Source organism: Streptomyces sp. R35 (assembly GCF_041053035.1).
GTDB lineage: Bacteria > Actinomycetota > Actinomycetes > Streptomycetales > Streptomycetaceae > Streptomyces > Streptomyces lutosisoli.
In genome coordinates, this window is record NZ_CP163440.1 from 18549 (window position 1) to 41723 (window position 23175).

Consider the following 23175-nt stretch of genomic DNA (forward strand, 5'->3'; position numbering starts at 1 on the left):
TCGAACTGCTCGTTCTTGTGGCGAGTGGCAGCAGTACAGGGGGTGGAGGTCGACTTCCTGCTCGCCGAGTTGGGTCACGGGCCGCCCGAACAGCAGGCCCTGAGACCGCATCTGGCAGAAGTTCTGCTGAGCGGCGCGGCGGCAGACCGGCTCGCGCGGATGATCGATGTGCCGTCCGCCCGGCTGCGGTGGGCCCTGCCGCATCTGCGTGCACCGCACCTCTTGCCAGGCGAGCAGGCACGGTGGGAGTGGCCGTGGCAGCCTCTGGCGCACTGGCTGGTGCCGGCCTGCGGGTTGTGCGCGGCGGCACGAGGCGGGGGCTGGGGTGAGGTATGGCTGCTCTGGCCGGAAAGGTGGAGGATCTGCGAGCGGCACGGCCGGTTCACCCACGTGCGCCAGGCCGGGCCGGGAGGGGTCGATCTGGCCCGGCTGCCGGAGTCGGTGCGCGCGCACCGCAGGCGGGGCCGGCTTGAACGGCGCTTCGGACCCGCCGCAGCCGTGTTGGTCGCGGACGCCTTCGCTGTGACCGGATGGTGGTGGCGATGCACCCCGCTCGCCCGCTGGTGGGCCGAGCGCGCCGGGCGGGCCGGGCTGCAGGCCGGAGACATCGAGACGGCATGGCTGCTGGTGTATCCGGAGGCGCTTCAAGTGGCCCGGGCTCTGCTGCGCTACGAGCAGCAGCGCGCCGCTCTGCCCGACGGGCCGTGGGCTGTGGCCGAGTCCCGGCTGGTGGCCGAGCTGTCTCAGCTGGCGGGTGCGCTCGAACTGCCCCTGGGCAGCTGGCAGATCCCGGTGGCGGAGTGGCTCGCCCGGCACTACCGGTGCGCGCCAGCCGCACCCTGCGACGAGGGGAGCGGCCGCCGCCGTGACCGGCAGCCGGTCACGGCACTGATCCACCGCGACGACGAGCACCAGGCGCCACAGGAGAACCTCTGCTGCCTGCCCTGGGACTGGAGCGACCCGTTCACCGCCATATGAGCGCCCCGGCCCGGAGTGGCACACCCCGTCACTCGCACACACATTCGGCCCGTTCCTCGATCGTGGGATGAAGACGGTTGCGGCTGCGCCAGCCATGTCCGTGCCCCGATGCTGGAGCGGGGGTACGCATAGCGCGGCCCGCCGCGGAGACCGAAGGGGACGGATGTGCCAGGGGGCCCGGTCAACGCACGCGAGATCGCCGTCTGCTACCTCGACCGGTTCGGACGGCGGCGCGAACATCCGGTGGCAGAAGCTGGTGCGGTGGCGTTCGAGGAGCTTGCCCCTCTGGAGCGGCCCGTGCCCTACCCGGGACGGCAGTCGTTCGTCACCAATGCGTGGGCCTCGGCCACCGACCAGTTGCTGGCCTGCGGTTCACTGCGGCAGCAGCACTGCGCCATGCTCCTGGACCGCGACCCGGCAGTCGGGCTGCGTAGTGCGGGGCCCATGGAACTGCGCTGGAGCCGTCTGGGGCGCCGCCACCGTCTGCGGCCGGCCTTCGTTGCCCTACGGGCGGGGCAGCGCGAGGTGATCTGCGTACAGCCGGAGGAACGCACCGCCCGGTGGCAATCCGAGCAGGAAGTGCTGTCCGTGGCAGCGGCAGCGGCAGGCTGGCGGATCCGGGGGATGGAACCTCCCGCCGGGGCGGAACTAGACAACCTCACGCTCCTCTACGCCGCCCGCAGTCCACGGTGGCTCACGGCCGGGCAGGACCAGTTGCTGGCACAGCAGTTCACCTCACCACGAACCATCCGCTCCGGGGTACGCGCCGCCGCCCTGCCCCTGTACCTGGGGGTGGACCTTGCCTACCACCTGATCTGGGCGCGGCGACTGCACACCGACATGAGTATCCCGCTCACCCCGTCGTCGAGGGCGTGGTCCGGGGAGGTCGCGTGACCTCGGCGTCACGGCCCGCCGCAGGCGCCGTAGCGCCCGCCGCTGCTGACACCCTGGCTTTGGGGGACACCATCCGCTTCCGCGGTGCCCTCTGGGTGGTCACCGCCTTCCACGGATCGCGTCTCTTCCTCGACGCCGCAGAGCCTGTGGAGTCTGTGGAGCCGCTGATCATCCTGCAGACGGCAGTGACCTCTGCTCTCGACTTCGCCGTGCTGAGCCGGGCGGCGCCGCGCAGTTCGCTGCCCGGCCGCCTCGGCGAGTTCCGTGCGCTGCCGCGCGACGTACGCAAGGCCGCCTTGGCATGGGAACGGCATGTCAAGGAAGTACTGCACCAGCAGGCCCCGAACATTCCCTCCACCGCCCCGCCCAGAGCGGCCTTCGACCCGCAGCGGCGCACCTTGCGGCAGCGCTACCAGGCCAAGGCCGACCAGTTGACGCTGGCCGGAGCCCCGGTGTCCGCGGCCACTGTCGAACGAAAGTGTGCGGCCTGGCGCACGGACGGCCTGATGGGCCTGGTCGACAAACGCAGCCTGCGTCATGCGACCCCGCACGGGCGCGTCGATGCGCGGGTGGTCGACCTCGTGTGGGAGATCCTGGACGACGAGCGCGACAGGGGCTTGTCTCCGGGAACCCTGTCCCGGTTGATCGACCGGGTGCAGCAGACGGTTCGGGCCCGCTATGCGCATCTGCTGGCCGATCCGCGAACCGCCCGGGGCCTGGTGATCAGTCCGGCGACGTTCTACCGGCTGCTGGAGCGGCTGGGGATCACGGCGGAGAACTCGCATGGCGCAGCGGCCCGCCACGCGGCCGGACCAGCCACATCCGCAGAGCGGCCCGGCGCCCGGCGGGCGACCTGGGCCCGCTGGCCCGGGGAACTGGTGCAGATCGACACCACCGGACTGGACGTCCTCGTCCTCGGCGACGACGGACGGGTCATTTCCGTGGAGCTCACCATCGCCGTCGACGTGGCTACCCGCAGCATTGTGGGCTCTCTGATCGTGCCCAAGCGCACCGGCCGCACCGGCGGGACGGGGCGATGGGCGGCCGGGCGGGCCACCCGCTCGTTCGACACCATGCAGGTCGTTGCCCAGACCACGGCCCCGCTTCCCGCGCGCCCTGGCTGGGCGCAGGAAACCTTCATGGAAGGCTCGGACCTGCCCTTCGAGGACCTCCTGGCGGCCGACCCCCGATTCGCCGGTTCCGCCGCCCGGCCCGTCATCAAGCCCGAAACACTCGTCATCGACCACGGCTCACCGTTCATCTCCGCGGACTTCACCCGCGCCTGCCACTCCCTGGGTATCGAGGTACGCGAGGCACGGCTGCGTACCGCCGTCGACAAGGCAATCGTGGAGCGCGCCATGCGGGCGGTGAAGACCGGCTTCAGCCAGTACCTGGCCTCCTACACCCACCACCGCCTTCACCTGCGAGGCAAACGCGTCCGCAAACAGCCGCTCTGGACAATCCGCGAACTCCAGGAGCTGTTCGAGCAGTGGGTGGTCCTTCACTGGCAGCAGACTCCCCACGGAGCGCTCCGCTCCCCCTTCACTCCCGGGCTGTGCCTGACCCCCAATCAGATGTACGCGGCCCTGATTTCCCTGCGCGGCTACCGGTCCACCGCGCTGACCGCGCAGGAGAACCGCAAACTGCTGCCGGCGGTGTGGGTCCGGGTCAGCCGCAAGGGCTTCCAGATCAACAACCGCACCTACAACCTGGACCGGGGGAAACTGGATCTCTTCCGTGGGCCCTCCGGCATCACAGCGCAGCAGGGACGCTGGGAAGTGCACTACTCCCCCGACCACCCGGAGGTCGCCTGGCTGTTCAACCACCGGGCCGAGCCGGGTAGCGACCCATGGACCGAAGTGCCCTTCATCCACCGCCGGTTGCTGAGCGACCGGTGGACCGAAGAGGCCTGGGCCGAGGACCTGCGCATCCACCTCGATGCCGGTGGCAGCCGCCATAACGAGGCGGCCATCGCCCGGGCCACCGATCAGCTGCTGCGCACCGCGGCCGCCGGGCCCCCGCCCGGCAGCGCGTCACCGGGCCCCCGCGCGGCCACGGCATCCCGCCCCGCGCTGCCAGCGCCCGCCAAGCCCTACGCCGCCGACATGCCGCCATTGGACCCGAACACCGTCCGCCCGTTCCGCACGCTCGACCGCCCCGCCGGAGAACTTTTCGACATGCCCGAGCCCGTCCGGGGCGAAGAACAGACCCTCGATGACTTCCTGGCCTCCTTGCCCGGCCTGCAACCGCCCGGCCCCGAAAGCCCCGGCAGCGGCAACGAGCCCGGCTCAGACACCCCGGGAGACAACAGCACCAGCCCTCCCCCGCCTGGCGGGGGGCCAGGCAGCGGACGGCAAGGAGACGAACGGTGAAGACCCCAGTACGCGACCCGCAAAGCGCCTCGCCCCCTACAGCGGCCCCGGTCCTGCCTCCCGGGCCACCGACCACCCTGCACGGCTGGCGCACCCGTGTGCGGTACAAGCCCTCCCCTCCCCCGATCCCACCGGCAGACGACACCACGCCCACCGACAAGGACCGTGTCGACGAGAACGACCCCCGCGTGCGCTACCACGCCCAGCTCGGACTCGTCGAAACCACCGACATCACCAAGGGATCGCTCACCGCCCGGCGGCTGCTGCGCCTCAACGGAGAACGCCGCCATCCCTGCCCGCACGTCGCCATCGACAGCGACTGCCGCGGCACGGGTAAGCGCACCCTGCTGCACCACATCGGACTGGGTCACCAGGGCCGCCGTGAGAAGCTGCACGGCATCGACGACAGCCGTGTCCCCGTCGTCTGCATCAACGCCCCGCCTGAACCCGGCGCACCCGCCGACTGGTCCGCGGCCCTGGCAGTCTTCCTCGGCTGGGACCTCTACCGCCCCGACACCCAGCAGCGGCCCGTGCAGCGCATGAAAGACTTCACCGGCCCCGCCGTCCACATGATGCGCCACGCCCACACGGAGGTCTGCCTGGTCGACGGCATCGACCGGCTGCGGCCCGAGGACCTGCAGCCGACCTTCGACTACTTCGACTACCTCGCCGACGAGTTGAACCTAACCGTCTTCTGGAGCGGCATCGGCTCCAGCGACATCCTCCGTGAAGCCCGCACAGCTCGCTTCCCCGCCTTGCGGCGCCCTACCGAGGCCACCGCGCAGATCCGGCAACGCTCGGTGCCCACGCTGTGGGTCAACCGGCTGCCGCCCCGCTGCAAGGAACACCCCGAGGAATGGGTCAGCACCCTGGCCACCTTCGACGGGCGGCTGCGGCTGCGCCATCACCAGCCCGGCAGCCTCTTGGACCACGAGGAATACCTCTACCGCATCACCGACGGACTCATGGAACACCTCACCCCCCTGGTCGGCATGGCCGCCCAACTCGCCATCCTCGACCGCACCGAAGCCCTCACCCGCGAGGTCCTGCGCGACGCCGCCGGCTACCTCGACCTGCCCGCGGCAGACGAGAACGACAAGACGTGCTGACAGAGACGCGCACACGGGAAGCGTGAAGCCAGCAGTCCCTGCGAGTAGTTCCACGGCGCCTTCGGCCTGCCCTGGCGTGAGGCCAGGAAGCGCGGGAGTCCCCGCTGTGCTCTTTGGCCCACATCTATGCGGCAGCGCGCATCATGGCAAAGGCAGCAAGAGGGGAGGGCAGATCGCGGTGTTGCTCCAGGTGCGGCAAACCGTGCGGTCGTCCCTATGCCCGAACAGCGGGAACTGCTCGACTGCCTCCGACAGCGCTGCTGGCGGTTCGGAATGCCCGCGGCCAGGGCGTTCCGAACCGCCGGAGTGTCAGTCCTGGGTAACGGTGAGAGTTCGCTGGTCGAGGTCGAGCTGGACGATGCCGCCGTTGTGATCGCGGAGCTGGCGCCAGGCGGCATAGCCGGTGAGGATGGCGTGTTCCCAGTCGGCGGCGCGGCAGATGCTGACCTCGAGGTGGGCGGTCATGTGGCCGATGGTGGCGAGGAGTTCGTGGTCGATGTGCTTGATGTCGGTGAGGTAGCGGTGGCGGGCGGCGTAGGAGAAGACGAGGGCTGAGATGCCTTCCTCGATGGCGATGGCGCGGCCGCCGTCTTCGGCTTCGTCGGCGCGGGGGTCGCTTTTGCGTTTGCGGCCCAGCAGGAAGCGGGTGACCGGGGACCAGCCGAGGACGGTGGCGTGGGCGAGGTGGAAGATGTCGTGGAAGCGGTAGTCGTCTTCGACGTGGGAGGCGCTGGTGAGGGGGTCGCCGGCGGGGGTTCCGTCTTCGCGGGTGAGGACGATGACGGTGCGGCCGTCGTCGGTCTTGGTGGGCGTGAAGGTGAGTGTGGTCTGCCGGGGCAGCTGTTCGTGGGCGGGGAAGCCTGCGTCGAAGGGGGCGTGTTCCTCTTGGGGGGTGGTGCGCCAGCGGTCTTTGACCTTCTCCAGGTTGGCTGCGGCTACGTCGTCGAGGTCGAGTCCGAAGCGGTGGGTGAGAGCGGCGATGTACCACAGGACGTCGCCGAGTTCTTCGCGTAACTGGTGCTTGCCCTGCTCGAAGGCCGGCCCGTCGCGCAGGAACTTCTTGTAGGCGGTGGTCAGGGATCCGACTTCGCCGGCGAGGCCGAGGAGGGGGACGAGGACGGGGTCGGTGCCGTCCGCGGGGGGTTGGAGGGTTTTGACGGCCGCTTCCTGGTAGCGCTTGAAGTCCACACGCACACCTGTCTGATCTTGGGACAGCCCCGTTGGCTTTCCCGACAGCATGTCGTAGGCTACGACAACGTCGTTGGAAATGCAGACGATTGGGGAGAGTTGTCGAACACAGACACACCGAGCATGGACGACATCACCTCGGTCGTCATCGACTTCCTCGCCGAGTACGAGGGCGTCTCGCCCGACAAACTCCGCTCTGAACTGGAGCAGGGAGGTCGGGAGTTGCCCGTGGACTCTCTTCTGGTGGTCGAGATTCTCACGCGTATTGAGGAGCGTTTCCACGTCGCGATTCCCGCGGACCGGGAAGCGGCCCAGGCCACCCGGTCGGTGCGGGCATTCGCCGCGGCGGTCCTGGACGCCATCGATGAAAGGCAGCAGTCATGACCCCTCCCCCCTCCGACAGCCGTGACCGCGATCCCGAGCTGGTGCGGCTCGGTGAACGACTGAAGAAGACCCGCGACTACCTGAACATGTCCCAGCAATTCGTCTCGGACTCCACCGGCATCCCCCGCTCGGCCATCAGCGACATCGAGCGCGGCGAGCGGCGGGTGGACAGCCTGGAGTTGAAGAAGCTGGCGCGCCTGTACCGGCAGCCGGTCGCCTATTTCCTGGCCGAGGAGAAGGACGCCGACGCCGGCGAGTACTCGCTGGCCGGTCTGCCGCGGGCGCTGGCCCAGCTCACTGACGGGGATGCCAAGACCGTGCTGGAGTTCGCCGAGTACCTCACCCTCCGGCGCGCAGCAGAACGCGAGGAGCAGGGCGCCGACGGCGGGAGTCCGACGGCGTGAACTGGGCCTTAGCACACCGGATCGCGTCGATCGCCGCCGTTCAGGCGCACCGCGACCTCGGCATCGACCGCACGCAATACGTTCACGTGCACCGGGCACTGGGAGCGGCGGACGTGATCGGGATGGCGCAGCCGATGCCCCGCCTGTTCGGCGTGTACCTCTCCCCCGCCGACAAGGGGCCGGCCGTGCTACTGAACGCCTCGCTGAACGCCATCACCCAGCGGCACACGGCCGCGCACGAGTTGGGGCACCACCGGCTGGGCCATCGCACCGCGGCCGACGAGGAGCTCGATCCCGCGCTGCGCTGGGGCAACGGCAGCTGGCCCGAGGAGGAGAAGACAGCTGAGGCGTTCGCGGCGTGGTTCCTGATGCCCCTGCCGGCGGTGCGGGCGGCCCTGAAGCGGATCTGCGGCGGCCGGCCGTCGCGTCCCGAGCATGTCTACCGGGTGGCGCGCGAGCTGGGTACGTCGTACGCCGGGACGGTACGCCACCTGGTCAACCTCCGGCTGCTGGATGCCGGCCGGGCCGGCCAGTGGTCCAGGATCCCTCCTGCCGGCCTGCGCAGCTCGCTGGCGGGCGGGGCCTCGCTGCCCGCGCACGCCCAGGTGCACGTGATCACGGCAGCCTCCGCGGGGCAGACGGTGTACGCCGACGCGGGTGATGTGCTGATGCTGCACCTGGAGAACGCGGTCTTCGACGTCCTGCCCAAGGGACTTGAGCCGTGGACCAGTGACGGCGCGCAGCCGCTGACGAGCGCCGTGGTGACCGACGAACTCCCCCCGGGCGAGCAGGGCCTGGTCGAGGTCACTGTGCCCCCGCACAGCCGTCCGCTGCGGCTGACGGTGGTGCGTGAAGCCCCGCGTGCCGGGGTCGACGAGACCTGGCCCGCCTGAGCCCGACTCCCCGGATCACACCCGTATGTGTCAGGAGGACTGATGCACACCTTTACAGTGACCGAACGCGACGTCACCCAGGCCTGGGTCGCCGCCTGCAACAAGCTGGACCGCAAGGACAATCCGGACCGGACCGGCCTGCACACGGTAGTGCGCATCGCCGATCCGACGAGTGACGACCCGGTGTTCCGCGCCGAGTTGGACCGGCTGCGCACCGCTCGCGGGCTCTGGCCGCTGGAGACCGTGGCCAGCACCCTGTTCCCCGCGGCCCTGGCGGCACGGTGTCCCAGCCCGGATGACCTCGCCGAGCGCTACCGGCGGATGTATCCGGTGCTCAAGCGGTACCCAGGCAATCACCGCGGCACCTACTTCGGCCGCCTGGTGTCCTACCCTGCGGCGTCGAAGACCGGCATCGACCAACTCGGCACCGTCATCACCCGACTGCGGGCCCAGGCCGCGGGCACCAAAATAGCCGCCGCCTACGAGATCGACCTGGCCGCAGCCACGGACACGGAGGAGGAGAACGGCAGCGAACTGCTGGTCCACACTGCCGGGAAGGACAACAGCTACATCGGCTTCCCCTGCCTGAGCCACATCTCCGTCCAACTGGACCGGGACCTGCGGGTGCACGCCGCGGCCCTGTACCGCAGCCATTTCATGTTCGAGCGTGCCTACGGCAACTACCTCGGCCTGGGCCGCTTGCTGGCCTACATCGCCCAGCAGGCCGAACTGGCCTGCGGGACCCTGACCGTGGTGGCTGGCCACGCCCGGCTGGACGGCCCCATCACACAGCTGCGCCCCCTGCTGACCGGCACCAGCCGTCTCGCGGCATGACGGCAGCCGCCGCAAGGCGGCCAGCGTCGCATGCGGCAAGCTCAGTGTCCGGGCGGGCCGTTGAGCTGCCACTTGGGAGGAAACCAGGCCGGCATCACATCGGCTTGCTGCCGGTAGGTCTGCTTGATGCGGCTGCGGCCGCTGATCCCGGCGATGTCCGGGTGGGCGACCCGGGCGTACTTGTCGACCTCGCAGAACAGGTTCTGGCAGTCGATCAACTGCAGCGGGCGCCCGCGCAGTCCCGCGAAGGCAAGGCCCAGGCGGGCGAAGTGCTCGTCCTGGGTGTCGGCCATGTAGCGGATGACGTCCGCCTCGATGCCGTCGGCCGCCGGCCCGAAGCACTTGCGGATTCCGTCGCGCGCGCCGGGCCCGGGGACGACGAAGTCCATCTCCGAAAATGGCATCTCGGCCGCGTAGTTGAGGTCGATCACGAACTGGTAGGCCAGGAACGGCCCGATCGCCGGGAAGCCCAGCAGAACCTGGTAGGCGCCCTGCAGCGTCGGCGCGGACAGCAGGCGCTGCGGCGCGTCCGCCTTCATCATCATCTCCAGCAGCCGCAGATGGTTCTGGTGCTTGCGCTGCTCGCCGAGCTGCGGTGGGGGCACGATGTAGGCGGCCGAGTACAACCGTTGGCCTTCCGTGAAGGCCTGTGAGAGCACCCGGTCAAAGGCCCGGTAGTCGTAGGCGTCCCACCGCACCTCTCCCAGTGCGCCGTTCAGTAGCCGCCATGTCGAGGTCTTGTTGAAGATCTTGAACAGCAGGGTTCGGAAGAAGACTTCCTCCCACGCCTGGTCGCCCCGGTAGATCACGCCGCCGATCAGGTCCTGGCTGACTCGGTCGGCGGCCCTGAAGCAGTTGGTGAAGCGGTGTCGCTGCAGGATCGGATCGTCCGTGAACGGTCCTGCTCCCCCGGCAAGTCGCGCCTCGTAGACCTTCTGGCGCGCCGCCGCGAAGCGCCAGTAGGTGTCGAACACCGGCGTCAAGGTCAGCGTGCGGCCTGCCACACGGATCTTCCTCGCCGGGTCGCGGTCTAAGACCCTCTGCTCTGAACGCTCTTGCAGCACCGTCACCATGGGCTCAATATATATTCAATATAGATGGGTTAGCGAGGGGGACGTGTGGAATTGCTGTGGCAGCGTCCACGACGCAAGACGCTGGTCGACTGGCCGGAGGACGTGGACGCAAGACTGGACGTCCTGGTCCGGGCCGCGGCGGCGGCCGGGGAGCAGACGTCTCGTTCGCAGGTGCTGGCCGCACTCGTGACGGCGGCCGAGGTCCGTCCCGCCGTCATAGCCGAACTCCTCCACTCCTACCGCCAGATGTCCGCCGACGCCCTCGAAGCGGACAACACGCGCGACGACCTGCCGTCCGTACGCTCTCCCGGACGCATCCGCGGCAGGAGGTGACGCTGAGTCAGTTCCGGTTTCTCACCCGAGTCTCTTCAGTGACCCGGTCAACGCCACCAAACGCCATAAGGTCACGGCTGCGTGCGCCGTCCCTCGATAGGCGGCCGATCGGATATCCCGCAGACCTGGGCCGATTACTCAAATGCCCTAACCATCGTCGCCGGGAACAGACCTAGATGGGCCTCCAGGATGACGAGCTCGGTGCCTGGTGTGCTCCGAGTGGTGCGGTGCCGGTACGGGGCGAGACGACATGGTCGTTCCTGCATCGTGTCGCCGTCTGCTATGGCCTTGAGGTGGGCGAGCTGTTGGCGTGGGGGTGGTGGCAGTGGGTGAATCCGGTCGCCCAGAGCCGCGGCCGCCGTCCGGACGGCGATGTACTCCTGAGCAGCGCGGCCCAGGCACAGGTCGCGGCATGGTCCGGGATCCCGGCTACGCATCTGGCGCGGGCTTTGCCCTCCTGGGCGGCCGGGCCGGCGTCCTTCGCTGAGCGGGCCACGGGGGAACAGGGGTGGGCACGGTGGCGGGTGGGAGTGCAGGAATGGGGGCCGGTGTCGTTCGGCTGCCGGTTGTGCACCGCCCGGCGCAGCGGCCGGGGGCAGCGGGTGTGGCGGTACGGGCAGCGGTGGGGTCGGGTGTGTGCCCGGCATGGGCGGTGGCTGCTGGACGTCGGCGATGGCCACGATCTGGAGTATCTGGACGTGGGCGGGTGCCAGGAGCTGGCTGCCGCCCAGGCGCGGTGGCCGCGGGTGGCCCGGCGGGCGGCGAGCACAGGTGCGGAGCCGGGTTCTGTGTTCACGGTGGCGCGGGCGGTGGTGTGCGGGTGGTGGCAACAGGAAGCGTTCTGGCAGCGGGAACAGGTGTGGGGGCAGCGTCTTGAGCGGGTGACTGTTGACACCGGTCGCAGGGATGAGGCGGTGTCGGGGCGGCCGGTGGCGTGGTGGCGGCTGGTTGCGCGGGACGCGGTTGTCTTTCCGGAGGTGGTGGCGGTGGCGGCCGCTTTGGTGGATCCGGCCCTGCGGCTGCTGGTGGCGGGTGAGCGGTCGCTGGTGCGCCGGGCCGGGCACGATGGCCGTTTCGTGGCCGCGCTCGGCGACCGTCTGGGGCGCGGCTGGCTGGGAGAGGTGGAGCGGCCGGATAGGCCTAGTGCCCTGCAGGCATGGTTGGGGGCTCTGGCCCGCGAAGGCCGCTCGCCGTCGTTGTCTGGTTCGGCGGATGGCGGGCTGTGGTGGGTGCAGGTGGCTCACCGGCCTGTCGAAGTGGGGGCGGGGCTACGTCTGTTGGGTACCACTCCCCCGGTCGCCTCCCGGGGGCACGTCGGGTCGACGGGGTGGCGGGCCGAGTTGTGGGTGCCTCGACGCGTGGGGCAGGGCGCTGGGTTGAAGGCGGTATCCAAGGAGCGGTTCGTGGAGGGCCTAGGTCACGCACGCAGGTATGTGGCCCGGCATGGGCATCTGGCCGTCCCGCACGCCAGCGCCCCACAGGATGGGTTCGACCTGGGCCGATGGCTGGCGAATCTGCGCGACGCTTCTGCCGGCTTGCCGCCTGAGCACGTGCGGATGCTGGCGGAGCTGGACTCGTGGTGGAACCCGCCCTGGCCGATCAGCTGGCAGCGGGCCTGGTACCGGGCCCGTACTCACACTCTCGCACACGGCCCCGTCAGCGGTGGTGACAATCTGGCGGGGCTGCCGCGCTGGCTCGAGCGGTGGCTGCGCCGCCAGATCGCCGAGTCTTCTCAGCTGGCCGCAGAACAACAGCAACTACTCGCCCAGCTCGGCCTCACACCCGCCGAGATCGACCGGTTCCACGCCTGGCCCGCGCGGCGCCGAAGCATGCTTCACGGTCTGGAGGCTGCTCACGACTACGCCGCCCTCCACGGCCACCTGGCCGTCTCCCAGCCCACCACCCACGACGGGTTCGCCCTGGGCAAGTGGCTCAACCAAGTGCGCCACCGCCAGCGCGCCGCCACCCAGCCCACGCGTCTCGGCCGGCAGCTCACTTCCCTGGACACCTGGTGGAACCCGCCCTGGCCCCTGGACTGGCAGCGTTCCTACTGGGCCGCCCGCCATCACCTCCACGGCCTGCCCGAAGGCATGGTGTGGTGGCCCGGCGCACCAGACGAGGCTCAGGCCCAGCAGTGGCTCCATACGCAGCAGGAATCGCAACAGCACCTTCGCGACGAGCAGAAGGAGTTGGTGGACAAGGCTCTCCGCCTCGACATGTCAAGCGACGGCTCGACGTGATCGGCACCGGCCGTGCCGACTCGGCTGCCTCTTGGGCACCTGCCTTCGTTCAGGCCCTGAGAGCATCCGCCCAGACAACGGCCCTCAACGACGCGTAACGCGGGCGAGACTGCCCGCCGAAGCTCGAGACGTTGCCGCGATCGAGTCTGCCTGCTACGCGACTATGCGCTGGTATTGCAGACGCGGTTACGTCATCGAGGCCCAGGCGGAACCCGTCATCTTCCGTACTCCCTCGGGCTTCGGATCCTGTGACGACGGGTCGGACGGCTACCAGCTCGCGGTCAAGGCCCTGCAGCCCAGCACGGTACTGCGCCGTCGCAGTAACGGCGGTGCTTCCATGATGTTTGCCCCTGCGGTGTACGGCTCGCTCTGCTGTCACGCAGTTGATGGAGCTGACCTGCCCTCAGGGGCGCCCGCTGAGGTTCCCTCACACGGGATGGGTTTGCCTGGTGGCTCCGTGTTGCCCGGCCGGGCAACACGGAGGCTTGCTGGTTCCTGCGAAGAGCGAGGTGGTGTGCAGGCAGAAGCCTGCACACCACCTGCGCACTCATTTTTACCGACTGCCCCTGGACGGGACCTTGAGGGCACGACTGAGCGCGGAAGGCTGCCATAGCTTGGGATAACGAGGCAGTGAAAACGCGCGCTCGGGCTGCCGGCAGGCGAACGACGAGAAGGGCGCAGGGCGCCAGCAGCTAGAAGATGACCAGCTTCTGCGGAGGGGCGTCGGGCGTCTCCTGGACCGTGATCGATCCGCCCTGCTGGAGCACCTGCTCAATGTAGGCGTACACGGTCAGTGCCCGGTTGATGCTGTCGGTCTTACTGTCTCCGGTCAGCCCCACTGTCGCTTCCAGCGCCCTGGATGCCCTGCTCGTGAGGTTGACGGTGACCCGCTCCAGAGGGCTGGCTCCCCGTCCTGAAGCAACTGGGCGCCCTCCGTCAACAGTGGTGCCAGCAGTTCTGGACATGAGTCTTCCTTCCCGCAGCTTTCATTACCCGCAAGCACGCTCCTGACCTTCCCTCGATGCGCACTTTGTATGTACAGAATGCTCCTCATGCTCCGCAGAGTCAAGCGAACTACAACACAGTTCAGGACTTCATCGAGCATCCCTTCCGGATCCGCCAGGGCGACCCTGGAGAGGCTGTCAGACCTTCCGAAGATCAATCCCCTAATGAGACGCAAATCTACCGCACCAGCAGGCAGATCGCGAGCCCCACTTGAGGGAACCACACATTCCGCTTGTCGATCGTGCCCGAACAAATGTCATGGTCACGCCATTTGCTGAGCCGGTACGTACAGCTTGCATCCGCACATCGCTACACAATTAGCTGCATGATCTTATAGCGATGATGCAGCACTCATTCAGATGTCACGCGTACGGCTGATAGGATCGTGGCGGGATAACGAGGCGCTCGCGCACGCGGGCGTGTGGGAACACGAGTGAGAGGGGCCGCCGATGGCGCGCCGTAAGCACGTCGATCTGTCGCACGAGGAGCCCGGTCTGCGGGCCGACCCCGTGATCACGTTGGAGACGATGGACCTCGAGGTGAGCCCCAAGCGGCTGCGCCTCCTGACCGCGATGCGTCACGACTCCCGCCTCGGCGCGGGCGCGGTCTCCCTTCTGATCCTGGCCGCGATACTCGGATGCGCGGCCAGCATCGGCGCCCTGGCCAATTGGGTGGGCGTGGGCCCGATGGGCTGCATGATCGCTGCCGGTGCGGCCGCTGTCGTGGCCATCGGGGTGATCATCTTCGTCTTCACGAGCAAGGGCGCCAACCACGCTCCGGAGACCAGGCCTCCGGTCGGCAAACCGGCCAGGGCCTCCAAGGCCGTCAAGAAACGCAAGAACCGCAAGCGCCGCCGGTAAAGCACCATCCCGGCAGGTGGGGCCGGAGCAGCGTCCGCTGCTCCGGCCCCACCTGCTTTTGCGTGCGCGTCGCACAACGGCCGCGACGGCGCCGGTCGGGCACCTTTGGGGCCGACCGTCCCTGGCCAACGCCATCGCCCTCCCCGCACGTCACAGTCGACAGGCCCATCGCCACCGACTGGCACGCCGACCCCGCCCCCTTCCCCGACTGACCCCCCGAGCCGGGCACCTCGACTGCGCCCGGTGACGGCCACACCGCCGGCCGGGAGTGCGTCGGTGATGAAGACCGGGGCGGCCGGCTCCCCGCCCAGCAGTCGCCTGCTGCCCACATTGGGCACCGTGATGTCGGGTGTGATGAACGGGAAGATCCTGAAGTGGTCCGCTGCCTGCTCGGCCGGGCTGCTCACCGCCGGGACGTCCAGGTGGCGGCCGATCGCCTCGGCGATCCCGCGCACCGTGATGCCCTCTTCGATCGCGGCGTACAGTCGCCGGCGTAGCCGGACGCGCCCGTGTCGCAGGCGATCCCGATCCGCCTGGGGATGAAGCCGGTCCTGTCCCGCGTGCTGTGCGTGACCGGCGGGGTCGCGACGAGCGCGGTCCGCGCCGCGTTCGGTTACCCCGGAGATCGCGCGGGCGACGGCAGAGCGGGGGCCGGCGTCGATCGCCGCGTCGCGCTCAGCGTCGCCGATGGGTCCGGCCAGCGCCGATGAGCGCCTTGCCCGTGCCGACCAGCACCTCGCCGAGCACTTGCGCTGTGGCCAGGTCGGCGGCCAGCGCGTCGGCGAACCTGCCGACGTCGATGGTGTTGTTTGTACGCGAGGTGGATGATCGCGTCGGTTCCGGCCGCGGCCTCGCATAGACCGTCCAGGTCGTCGACGTCGCCGCGGCGCGCCTCGGTACCCATGGCGTTGAAGGCGTCGGACCGTGCGAGGCCGACAACTTCGTGACCGGCCTGCATCAGCTCGGGCACCATCCGATGTGGCGGCCAGCACCGGTGACGATCCACGGCGAACATGCCCTAGAGGCGGCAACCGGCAGCGAACGCGGTGTTCCTGTCCGCGTTCGCTGCCCTGGCCGGCCGGGGCGCCTCCCGCGGCGGGCCCAGGATCCCGCCTCCCGCACCTACTGCGACCGATGCCGGGCCTGCGGAAAGACCTACGCCCAAGTCCTCCTCAGCCTCGCCCCCCACCGCGTCAGCGTGCTGTTCGCCATGCTCCGCGACGGCGCCTTCTACGAACCCAGAACCCCGCGCCTCGCTTAGCGAAGGGCACAGAAGCTCCCCGGTGAGCAGGGTCAGTACCCGATCCGGGCCACCCGCTCGCGCTCAGGGCGATCGGCGTGCGCGACGTCCGCGCCTCGGCGAAGTGGTACGGCGGCTCCGTCGGGGCTCTCGGTCAGCACCGGTCTCGCCGGCCGGGCACCGCGAAGCCCTCGGCCGTGTCGGTGACGCAGCCGAAGCACGGCCCGGTGGTCCGCGGCCGAACGGAGGGACGCCGCGTACCGTGCCCTGCGAGCCGATGAGCCTCACCTCCTGTTCGTTGTGTCGGCCTTCTGGCGCGGTCGCGCAAGTGTTTTCACATGTGAAGCACGAAGCGCCCTGCGCAGGAGTCGCGGTCCCCGGCGACCACGATCTCGTCCTCTACAACCACCCCCGTCACGACCGGGTCCGCACCAGCGGTGACAGCGTCTTTGCGGATCTGTCCGCGATTCCCGACGACATCCACTTCGTGGCCGTGATCACCAAGCATCGATCTTGAAGCCCAACCCACCGCTGTCTTCGGTCAGCGCGCGGAGATCATCGAACCCTCCGGCACCCGTCTGTCCTTCGAACCGACCCTCTTCGTCTCGGGCGAAAGCGTCACCATCGCCATCGAGATCTATCGGCACGGTGCGGACTGAACAGCGTGTGATGTCGGCCAGGGCTACGACACCGGCCTGGCAGGCCCTCACGGACTACAGACATCATCGAGGCCTGACGCCGGTGTCCGTGCGTGTGTGTGGGAACTCGGCCTGCCGGGATCACGGCCGGGTGCGGCTCTTGCGCGGCGGGTGGCACACCGGGCAGCGTTTGCCGGTCCCGCCGCGGCGGGAGCGCTGATCGGGCGTGGCTTCCCAACGTCCCGGGCAGCCGGGCTTGGAGCAGGCCCATCGGCACGGTTTGGTGGAGCTCGGCCTCAGTTCCTTCCCGGTCAAGTTCGGTTCGTCGATCACTGCCTGCTGTGGGTCCATTCCGGGTCCAAATCGATGAGCAGGCCCGGGTCCAGCCCGGGCAAGTACAGGTCGAAGCGGTCCTGACCGCGCCCGGGCAGGCGGAGGCGGTGGTCCAGTTCCACGCTGAGCCCGGAGGCGGCCTCGACGAGTATGGCGACGTTGCACTCGAAGGGGGAGCGGCCATGGCCGGTGCAGTCCGGGCACCCGCGTCCATTGGTGCGGTTGGCGAGCGTCGCCGGCCAGAAATGCCCTTGAGCGCACTCCCACTCGCACAGGTCATGAGACTGCGGGCACAGGGTGTCCGGACCACGCTCGGGACGGCTGAGGTTGCGGCGGAACTGCCGTGTCAGAGCAGGATTCAGATCGGCCAGCGATTCTCCCGGACCGGGGGCCCGGTTGCGGCGCTTCCAGCACTCAGGGCACCCCGAGGGTTTGACGGTACGGGTCCGAAGCTGCAACCGGGCGGGCCACTGGTGACCGCATCCTTCCGCCGGGCAGCGCCACTGGCACCGGTCCGTGGAGGACAGCGGCATGTCTTCCAGCGCCATACCCGGGCTGGACAGGTTGGACACGAACTCGACCTTCAGCCGAGCCCGAACTGCAGCCACCTCGGTAGCACTTCGCCGTTTACCCATGGCTGCAGATCCTGACAGCCGTCACTGACAATGGCCGTCCATGGGCCGGGTGTGCTGCCGGGTACCCACAGCGGCTGGAGAGAGCCAAGTCCCGTACCGAGGAAGCACGTTCGTGTCCGGGTGATTTCATGTAATGGGCAGACTGCAGGTACATGCCGTGTTAAAGATGCCTGTGTGCGTGTAACACGGGTGCTGATTGAAGGCTTCAGAGGTTGGGGACACCTTGATGTGCGTCCCGGCAGCCATGTGTTGGTGGCGGGGGTCCCCCGTGCAGGACGCACCGACCTGATCACCGCTCTTGCCCGGGTCCTGGATCCGGATGCCGCGCGTGGCGCCGCACTGTCCGATCTGCATCAGCGGCCGGTCATCCCCGACGGCGCCGACTCTGCACCGGCTGAAGCGGACGATGACGTGGCCGAGGGACGGGCAGAAGCCGTCGTTGAAGCCGCCCCAGCCGCCGATGTTGTCGGCGCGGAAGGTGCGGCAGAAGAGGACGCGTCTGGCGACAACGGCGCCACACCGCGAGCTCCCTCTGCGGTGCTGCAGCGGGTGAAGGCCGCCCAGGTCGAGGTGACACTGACCGATTTCGATCCCGATGTGCAGCAGTTGCTCGATGGGGTCCTGGAGCCACTGGAGGACTCCGGGTGCGCGAGTGAGGATCCTGATGCGTCGGCGGATGCTCCGCTGTGCGCGCGGCTGGCCTATCGCCTGAGCTATGACGAGGAAGCCGAGACGCTGGAGTCGGTGGTGTACTTCCCGGCGCGCAGCAACCCGGCGCTCGGCCAGTACTCCCGGGTTCCGGCCGCCACCCGGCGGATGCTGCCGGTGGTCACCCTCGATGCCGGCCAGCCCGTGCAGTTGCGTGCCGGTGCTGGCTTGCGGCGCATCCTCGACGAGCGGGACGCCAAGGCCGGTGCTGCGGCGTTTGATGCGCTGGCCCAGGCCGTCGCGAAGGCCGTGTCAGCACTGTCGGCCACCCCGGCTGTGGCTGAAGCCGTCAACACGGTACTCGTGGTCGGCCGGGACAGGGGAACGGCTCGGCGACGCCCCGGTCCCCGCTGAGCAGGTCGGCTTTCGCGCCGAGGATGGGTCGGTGGCCGCGTTGCTGCGAACCCTGCGCGCAGCGCTGGATCTGGACGCAGGCGGCATGCTGGGGCTAGCACAACACGACAGCACGGTCAGCGCGGTGTTGTCCATGGCCGAGACGATCTTGCTGGCCACAGTAGCCCGGAGCAGTGGTGCTGGCAGATGACTTTGGTGACCAGTTAAATACTCCTGCCACCGAGCATCTGGCGGCCCTGCTGCGCGCCCGCTCCGGGCAGGTGTGGCTGTCCAACCCGGGGCCGGAGGCCGCTCGGGACTCCGAGCCCACCGAGGTCGTTAGCGAGGCTCTTCCTCGCCTACAGCGTAGCGTTGCGTTGGCTCCTGCCAAGTACCTGGGGGGTCCATTGGAAATGAGCTACCTCGCGACCGTAGCAGACGACAAATCCCGCATCCGTTGCCGAAATGCACCGTCCTTCGGCTGGCAGCGCCAATTGCCACACCTGCTGTCCGTTTTCCAGATTCCAGACAATGGCCGTGCGGTCTTCGCTGACGGTGACGACTGCGAGAGTGCCCTCCGGCAATGCCAGGGTGGCTAGGTCGTTCACCGGACCGTTGTGGCCTCTGAGGGTGTGGATGCGCTCGCCGTTGTCCAGGTTCCAGACGATGGTGGTGCCGTCATCTCCGGCGGTGACGGCTGCGAGGATGTTTGTAGGCAACTTCAAGGCGGCCACGGTGCGCACCGGCTTCACGTGGCCGCCCTCGAGGGTGCGGATGCAGTCACCGTTGTCCAGGTCCCAGATCATGGCAGTGCCGTCGCTGTGGGCGGTGACTGCCACAGGCGGGCCGTGACGCGGCATCAAGGTGGCTACGGCATTCACCGACGTCTTACGGCTCTTGAGGGTGTGAATGCACTCCCCGTTGGCCAGATTCGAGACGATGGCGGTGCCATCGTCACTAGCCGTGACTGCCACCCGAGCATCATCACGAATCCCGGTGGCAACATCATTCAGCCTGGCGGAGTGGCCCGGGAGAGCTCGGATGCGCTGTCCGGTGTCCAGGTCCCAGACGATGGCGATGCGATCATCATGAGCAGTTACCGCCACCCGGGTTTCGCCGTTCAACACCGAGGTGGCTACCGCGCGCACCGAACGCGCGTGGCCTTCGAGACGTCCGAGGCGCTGGCCGTTGTCCAAGTTCCAGATGATGGCCCTTTCGTCGTCGCTGGCAGTGACCGCCACGCGGGTGCCGTCACGCAGCGCTCCAGTGGCGACTCCGTGCACGAACTTCGTGTGGCCTTCGAGCGCGCAGCGGGGTTCGTTGGTGTCCAAGTTCCACACGATGGCAGTGCGGTCGTCGCTGACGGTGATCGCCAGGGGTGTGCCATTGGGGAGCTCCGAAGTGGCTACGGCGGTCACGGACTTTGTGTGTGCTTCGAGGGCACGCCTGCATTGGCCAGAGTCCATGTCCCAGACGATCGCGGTGTGATCGGCGCTGACAGTGACTGCTACAGGTGTACCGTCGCTCAGTTGAGTGGTGGCGACACCATTCAGCGACTCCTGGTGCCCTTCGAGGGTATGGATGCGCCGCCTGTTGTTCAGGTTCCAGACGATGGCGGTCCGCTTGTCGGTGGTGGTGACCGCCGCGGGGACGCGGTCAGGAAGTACTGCGGTGGCCACGGCATGCACCCACCTGGAGGGAACCTCGAGGGTGCGGCGGCGTGTGCAGTTGTCCAGCTTCCAGACGAGGGTAGCGCCGTCGGCACTGGCGGTAACCGCAACCCGGATGCCGTTCGGCTGCACCAAGGTGGCCACGGCCACTACTGATTTCTCGTGTTCTTCAAAGGAACCTCGAGATCTTCCGGTATCCAGGTTCCAGACGATCGCGGTGTGATCGTCGCTGGCAGTGACCGCCACCGGAGTGCCGTCAGTGAGTAGCGCGGTGGCCACGGCGTTCACCGAGTTGGAGTGGCCTTCGAGAGTGTGAACTCGCTGTCCGGTAACCAGATTCCACACGATGGCAGTACCGTCGCCGCTGGCAGTGACCGCCACCGGAGTGCCGTCAGTGAGTACCGCGGTGGCCACGGCGTTCACCCAGTTGGAGTGGCCTTCGAGAGTGTGAACTCGCTGTCCGGTAACCAGATTCCACACGATGGCAGTACCGTCGCCGCTGGCAGTGACCGCCACCGGAGTGCCGTCGCGTAGCTCCAAAGTGGCCACGGCGATTACCCATTGCCTGTGGCCCTTGAGGATGTGGAGGAGGGCTGGATCTGCGGTTCGGTTGGTGGCCCATCGCGGTTCGGCCAGGTTGGTCCGGTCTGCTATTGGGAGGGTGGCGAAGGTGTGAGCCAACTGGGGTTGCTGCCAGCAGACTGCATCGAGAGCCAGGAGGTCGCGGCGTGCTTTGCGTTGGTGGCGCTCGGGGTGGTGTGCGGTGGTGGTGCGGTAGATGCGGGCGTGGAGGATTGCCTGTTCGGTGGCGGCGTGGTGGAGGTGGGGTGTGAGCGTGTCGGGTTCAGCGCGTAGGAGGTAGCACGGGTTTTCGAGGAGTTGGTCGAGTGCCTCGGCGTTAACGGCGGCGGCGTGATCGGCTGCGTGCCGTAGGAGGTAGGGGTGGGCCTGGGCCCAGTTGTGCGAGGCAGTGTCAAGCAGCGCGGTGTAAAGGGTGGCCGGGTCGGTGAGAGGGGCGGTGTGGTCGGTGAGTGCTTGGTGGAAGTAGCGGTAAAGGAGGCGACGGTCGGTATCGGGGGTGGTGCGCAGGTAGAACGCGGCTTTCGTGAGGGCACGACGAGTGTTCTTGAGGTTTGGCGGTAGCTGCTGCTGGGCGCGCTCGGGTGCATGTGCGCAGGCGGCTTCGTGGATGAGCTCAAGGGGCATACCTTGGCCGCGGGCCTGGCCAAGGACGGCGAGAACCGGATCCGTCCAGGGCTCGGCGCTGGCGAGCGTTCTTTGCTCGAGATCGAAGACCTCGGTAATGCTGCGGGGCGGGTCCACGATCGCTTCCGGGCAGGCCAGGAGATGGTTGGCATACAAGGCAGCGACGAGGAAGGCTCCGCTGTCGCTGTATCGCGCGAGCTGGTCGGCTATGCGGTCGAGTTCGTCGGGCGTGCAGCGCCGATCTAGGAGCCGATCGAGGTACTCGCGAAGGTCGCAGGCGAGGTGAGCAAAGTCGTCTTCGTTGACGGGATCGAGATCGAGGACGCGGTCGCGGTGTTGGACAAGCTGCTGGTGCAGGGTAGGCAAGGTGTCCCACCACGGGCGGGTGCCGATAGTGACGCGGCAACCGGAGCGCGGCCCGCCACCGGTCGTGCCTGACAGCGGGAACAGGAGTTGGTCGAGGATGATGGCGGGATCAGCCGCCTCGTCCAGCGCATCAACGATCACAAGTACGTCACCAACGTTGTCTAGGCGACGCATGAGGGCTTCTGGGGTGTTGGGCACGGGCTGGGCGTGCCGACCGGTGTCGCAGTCATGATCGTCGTCGGGTTCGCCGCCGGGTGTCGCCGCAGGGGCAGATGCGAGCTGAAGGTCGAGCTGCCTGTGCAGTGTCTCGGTAACTTGTTCGAGGTCGCGCTGGCGGGCGTGGACGGCGAGCACGACGTCGGGCTGGTGGGGGCGGAACGTAGTGACGACCGAGCGGACCTTGGCCCGCAGCGGCTCAGGAATTTCCGGGTGGGTCATGCAGGTGATCACACCGAGCAGGGCAGATTTACCGCTGCCCGGGCTTCCGATGGCGACCAGCAATCGATCCTGGGTTCCGTCAGTGTTGTCTATCCACGCCCTGATGCGCTCGAGCTCGGCCTTGCGGCCAGAGAACTGGATGGCATCGGCGCGGGCGTTGCCTGCGGCGTGGGCGGCGAAGTGCAGCGGGTCCAGGCCCGGGTCGCAGTTTAGAGCGAACTCCAGGAGTGAGTTACGGAGTCTGGCTACCAGCTGTGCGTGGGGGTCGGTGCTATGGGTCGGATTAGGGAGGAACGGCTGGGGTTCCGATACGGCCTGCGCGTGCGGGGTACGGACGACGGACTGACCCAGTCCTTTGTCCGCGCGATCGGACCGCTTCATCTCCCGGTCGATTGCTTTAGCGAGGGTGTCGACGGGGACGTACTCCTGGTCGGGAGAAACATCAAGGAGACCCTCGGCGAGGCGATCCAGGACACTGGTGGCGGCGGTAGTGAAGCGCGCGCCGTAGGTGATCTGGTCGCCGGCGCAGGCCGCGATCACCCAGAGGTTGCGGTGGGCATCCTGAGGCCGTTGAGCGAGCTGTTCCTGGAAGTACTGCTCGGTGATGGCATGGCCGCCCCCGCACACGTCCAACAAGAGCAGCACCGGTCGTCCGCCTTCCTCGGCAGTCTCCAGGAGATGGGTGAAGGGCAGGCACGTATCGCCAAGGGCCTCCGGGTCGCCGCCCTTGCAGACCAGATACAGGACGCCACTGGCCGACGCCCGGATGCCGTGTCCAGCAAAATGCATGATCAGCGGCTCACTGCGGGAAGCGTCACGCAGGTCTTTCCAGGCCTTGCGTAGAGCGTCGCCGTCGGGCTCCTCCAACGGTGCGCTAGCGAAGATCACGCCGTTGTCTTGCAGCGAGCGGGCAAGTTTTTCCACGGCGTCGCGAACGGCGGGAAGCGGCCCGAAGATGACCCGTCCAGCAGCTCGGTCCTCCTCGGTAAGGTATGCCTCGGGGAAGTCGCCCACTCCTGCCACCAGCGCCCGCACCATGGG

General features: G+C 68.3%; 21 protein-coding genes and 1 pseudogene. 15 read left to right on the plus strand and 7 right to left on the minus strand.

Translation table 11 applies throughout. The features are described 5' to 3' along the window. Positions 1-24 precede the first annotated feature (24 nt). From AB5J50_RS00085 to AB5J50_RS00100, 4 genes are all read left to right on the plus strand, one after another. Entirely contained in the window at positions 25-978 is a 954-nt protein-coding gene (locus tag AB5J50_RS00085; protein WP_369253687.1) for a hypothetical protein, read from the plus strand. 165 nt (positions 979-1143) lie between these two features. Further along, entirely contained in the window at positions 1144-1872 is a 729-nt protein-coding gene (locus AB5J50_RS00090) for a hypothetical protein (RefSeq protein ID WP_369253689.1), read from the plus strand. After that, complete coding sequence (locus tag AB5J50_RS00095) at positions 1869-4244, plus strand: integrase (protein WP_369253691.1); 2376 nt, start codon at positions 1869-1871, stop codon at positions 4242-4244. The genes AB5J50_RS00090 and AB5J50_RS00095 overlap by 4 nt, the downstream gene beginning before the upstream one ends. Continuing rightward, positions 4241-5353 carry a hypothetical protein gene (locus AB5J50_RS00100; protein WP_369253693.1) on the plus strand — a complete coding sequence of 371 codons (1113 nt, stop codon included), beginning with the start codon at positions 4241-4243 and terminating at the stop codon, positions 5351-5353. The genes AB5J50_RS00095 and AB5J50_RS00100 overlap by 4 nt, the downstream gene beginning before the upstream one ends. A gap of 309 nt (positions 5354-5662) precedes the next feature. Here the strand turns inward: AB5J50_RS00100 and AB5J50_RS00105 are convergent, their stop codons facing one another. Next, positions 5663-6541, minus strand: coding sequence for a nucleoside triphosphate pyrophosphohydrolase family protein (locus AB5J50_RS00105; RefSeq protein ID WP_369253695.1), 879 nt, complete (start codon positions 6539-6541; stop codon positions 5663-5665). 123 nt (positions 6542-6664) lie between these two features. On the opposite strand from AB5J50_RS00105, the gene AB5J50_RS00110 reads away from it, so the two are divergent. From AB5J50_RS00110 to AB5J50_RS00125, 4 genes are read left to right on the plus strand one after another with little or no spacing between them, the layout of a single operon-like run. Beyond that, positions 6665-6925: an acyl carrier protein gene (locus AB5J50_RS00110; RefSeq protein ID WP_369253697.1), complete on the plus strand. Its 261-nt coding sequence runs from the start codon at positions 6665-6667 to the stop codon at positions 6923-6925. Further along, entirely contained in the window at positions 6922-7329 is a 408-nt protein-coding gene (locus tag AB5J50_RS00115; RefSeq protein ID WP_369253699.1) for a helix-turn-helix domain-containing protein, read from the plus strand. The genes AB5J50_RS00110 and AB5J50_RS00115 overlap by 4 nt, the downstream gene beginning before the upstream one ends. After that, positions 7326-8222 carry an ImmA/IrrE family metallo-endopeptidase gene (locus AB5J50_RS00120; protein ID WP_369253701.1) on the plus strand — a complete coding sequence of 299 codons (897 nt, stop codon included), beginning with the start codon at positions 7326-7328 and terminating at the stop codon, positions 8220-8222. Before AB5J50_RS00115 ends, AB5J50_RS00120 begins: the two co-directional genes overlap by 4 nt. 42 nt (positions 8223-8264) lie before the next feature. Beyond that, on the plus strand, positions 8265-9056 hold the full coding sequence (locus AB5J50_RS00125; RefSeq protein ID WP_369253703.1) for a hypothetical protein: 792 nt from the start codon (positions 8265-8267) through the stop codon (positions 9054-9056). 41 nt (positions 9057-9097) lie between these two features. Here AB5J50_RS00125 and AB5J50_RS00130 read toward each other — a convergent pair whose 3' ends face one another. Next, entirely contained in the window at positions 9098-10129 is a 1032-nt protein-coding gene (locus AB5J50_RS00130) for a nucleotide kinase domain-containing protein (protein WP_369253705.1), read from the minus strand. A 45-nt stretch (positions 10130-10174) separates the two neighbouring features. Here AB5J50_RS00130 and AB5J50_RS00135 point away from each other — a divergent pair, with 45 nt between their 5' ends. Both AB5J50_RS00135 and AB5J50_RS00140 read left to right on the plus strand, forming a co-directional pair. Next, the gene (locus tag AB5J50_RS00135) at positions 10175-10462 is read left to right on the plus strand and encodes a hypothetical protein (RefSeq protein ID WP_369253707.1); all 288 of its coding nucleotides are present in this window, start codon (positions 10175-10177) and stop codon (positions 10460-10462) included. Between the two features lie 176 nt (positions 10463-10638). Next, positions 10639-12702, plus strand: coding sequence for a Helicase associated domain protein (locus tag AB5J50_RS00140; RefSeq protein WP_369253709.1), 2064 nt, complete (start codon positions 10639-10641; stop codon positions 12700-12702). Positions 12703-13394: 692 nt separating this feature from the next. Here the strand turns inward: AB5J50_RS00140 and AB5J50_RS00145 are convergent. Then, positions 13395-13667: a hypothetical protein gene (locus AB5J50_RS00145; protein WP_369253711.1), complete on the minus strand. Its 273-nt coding sequence runs from the start codon at positions 13665-13667 to the stop codon at positions 13395-13397. Between the two features lie 489 nt (positions 13668-14156). Here AB5J50_RS00145 and AB5J50_RS00150 point away from each other — a divergent pair, with 489 nt between their 5' ends. Then, entirely contained in the window at positions 14157-14567 is a 411-nt protein-coding gene (locus tag AB5J50_RS00150) for a hypothetical protein (protein ID WP_369253713.1), read from the plus strand. A gap of 509 nt (positions 14568-15076) precedes the next feature. After that, positions 15077-15277 (plus strand): hypothetical protein, encoded by a 201-nt coding sequence (locus tag AB5J50_RS00155; protein ID WP_369265753.1) that lies wholly within the window; start codon positions 15077-15079, stop codon positions 15275-15277. Here the strand turns inward: AB5J50_RS00155 and AB5J50_RS00160 are convergent. After that, positions 15181-15582, minus strand: coding sequence for an NAD-dependent epimerase/dehydratase family protein (locus AB5J50_RS00160; protein ID WP_369253715.1), 402 nt, complete (start codon positions 15580-15582; stop codon positions 15181-15183). The genes AB5J50_RS00155 and AB5J50_RS00160 overlap by 97 nt on opposite strands. Here AB5J50_RS00160 and AB5J50_RS00165 point away from each other — a divergent pair. Together AB5J50_RS00165 and AB5J50_RS00170 are read left to right on the plus strand one after the other, a co-directional pair. Further along, a pseudogene (locus AB5J50_RS00165) lies at positions 15565-15828 on the plus strand (IS110 family transposase); the annotation flags it as partial. The gene AB5J50_RS00160 and the pseudogene AB5J50_RS00165 overlap by 18 nt on opposite strands. A gap of 319 nt (positions 15829-16147) precedes the next feature. After that, positions 16148-16324: a hypothetical protein gene (locus tag AB5J50_RS00170; protein ID WP_369253717.1), complete on the plus strand. Its 177-nt coding sequence runs from the start codon at positions 16148-16150 to the stop codon at positions 16322-16324. A 262-nt stretch (positions 16325-16586) separates the two neighbouring features. Here the strand turns inward: AB5J50_RS00170 and AB5J50_RS00175 are convergent, their stop codons facing one another. After that, entirely contained in the window at positions 16587-16796 is a 210-nt protein-coding gene (locus tag AB5J50_RS00175; RefSeq protein ID WP_369253719.1) for a zinc-ribbon domain-containing protein, read from the minus strand. Continuing rightward, positions 16775-17386: a zinc-ribbon domain-containing protein gene (locus AB5J50_RS00180; RefSeq protein ID WP_369253721.1), complete on the minus strand. Its 612-nt coding sequence runs from the start codon at positions 17384-17386 to the stop codon at positions 16775-16777. The genes AB5J50_RS00175 and AB5J50_RS00180 overlap by 22 nt, the downstream gene beginning before the upstream one ends. Positions 17387-17587: 201 nt before the next feature. On the opposite strand from AB5J50_RS00180, the gene AB5J50_RS00185 reads away from it, so the two are divergent. Next, complete coding sequence (locus tag AB5J50_RS00185; protein ID WP_369253723.1) at positions 17588-18475, plus strand: hypothetical protein; 888 nt, start codon at positions 17588-17590, stop codon at positions 18473-18475. Positions 18476-18813: 338 nt separating this feature from the next. Here AB5J50_RS00185 and AB5J50_RS00190 read toward each other — a convergent pair whose 3' ends face one another. Beyond that, a complete protein-coding gene (locus AB5J50_RS00190; protein ID WP_369253725.1) occupies positions 18814-23172 on the minus strand; it encodes a hypothetical protein in 4359 nt (1452 codons plus the stop codon). Between the last annotated feature and the right edge of the window lie 3 nt (positions 23173-23175).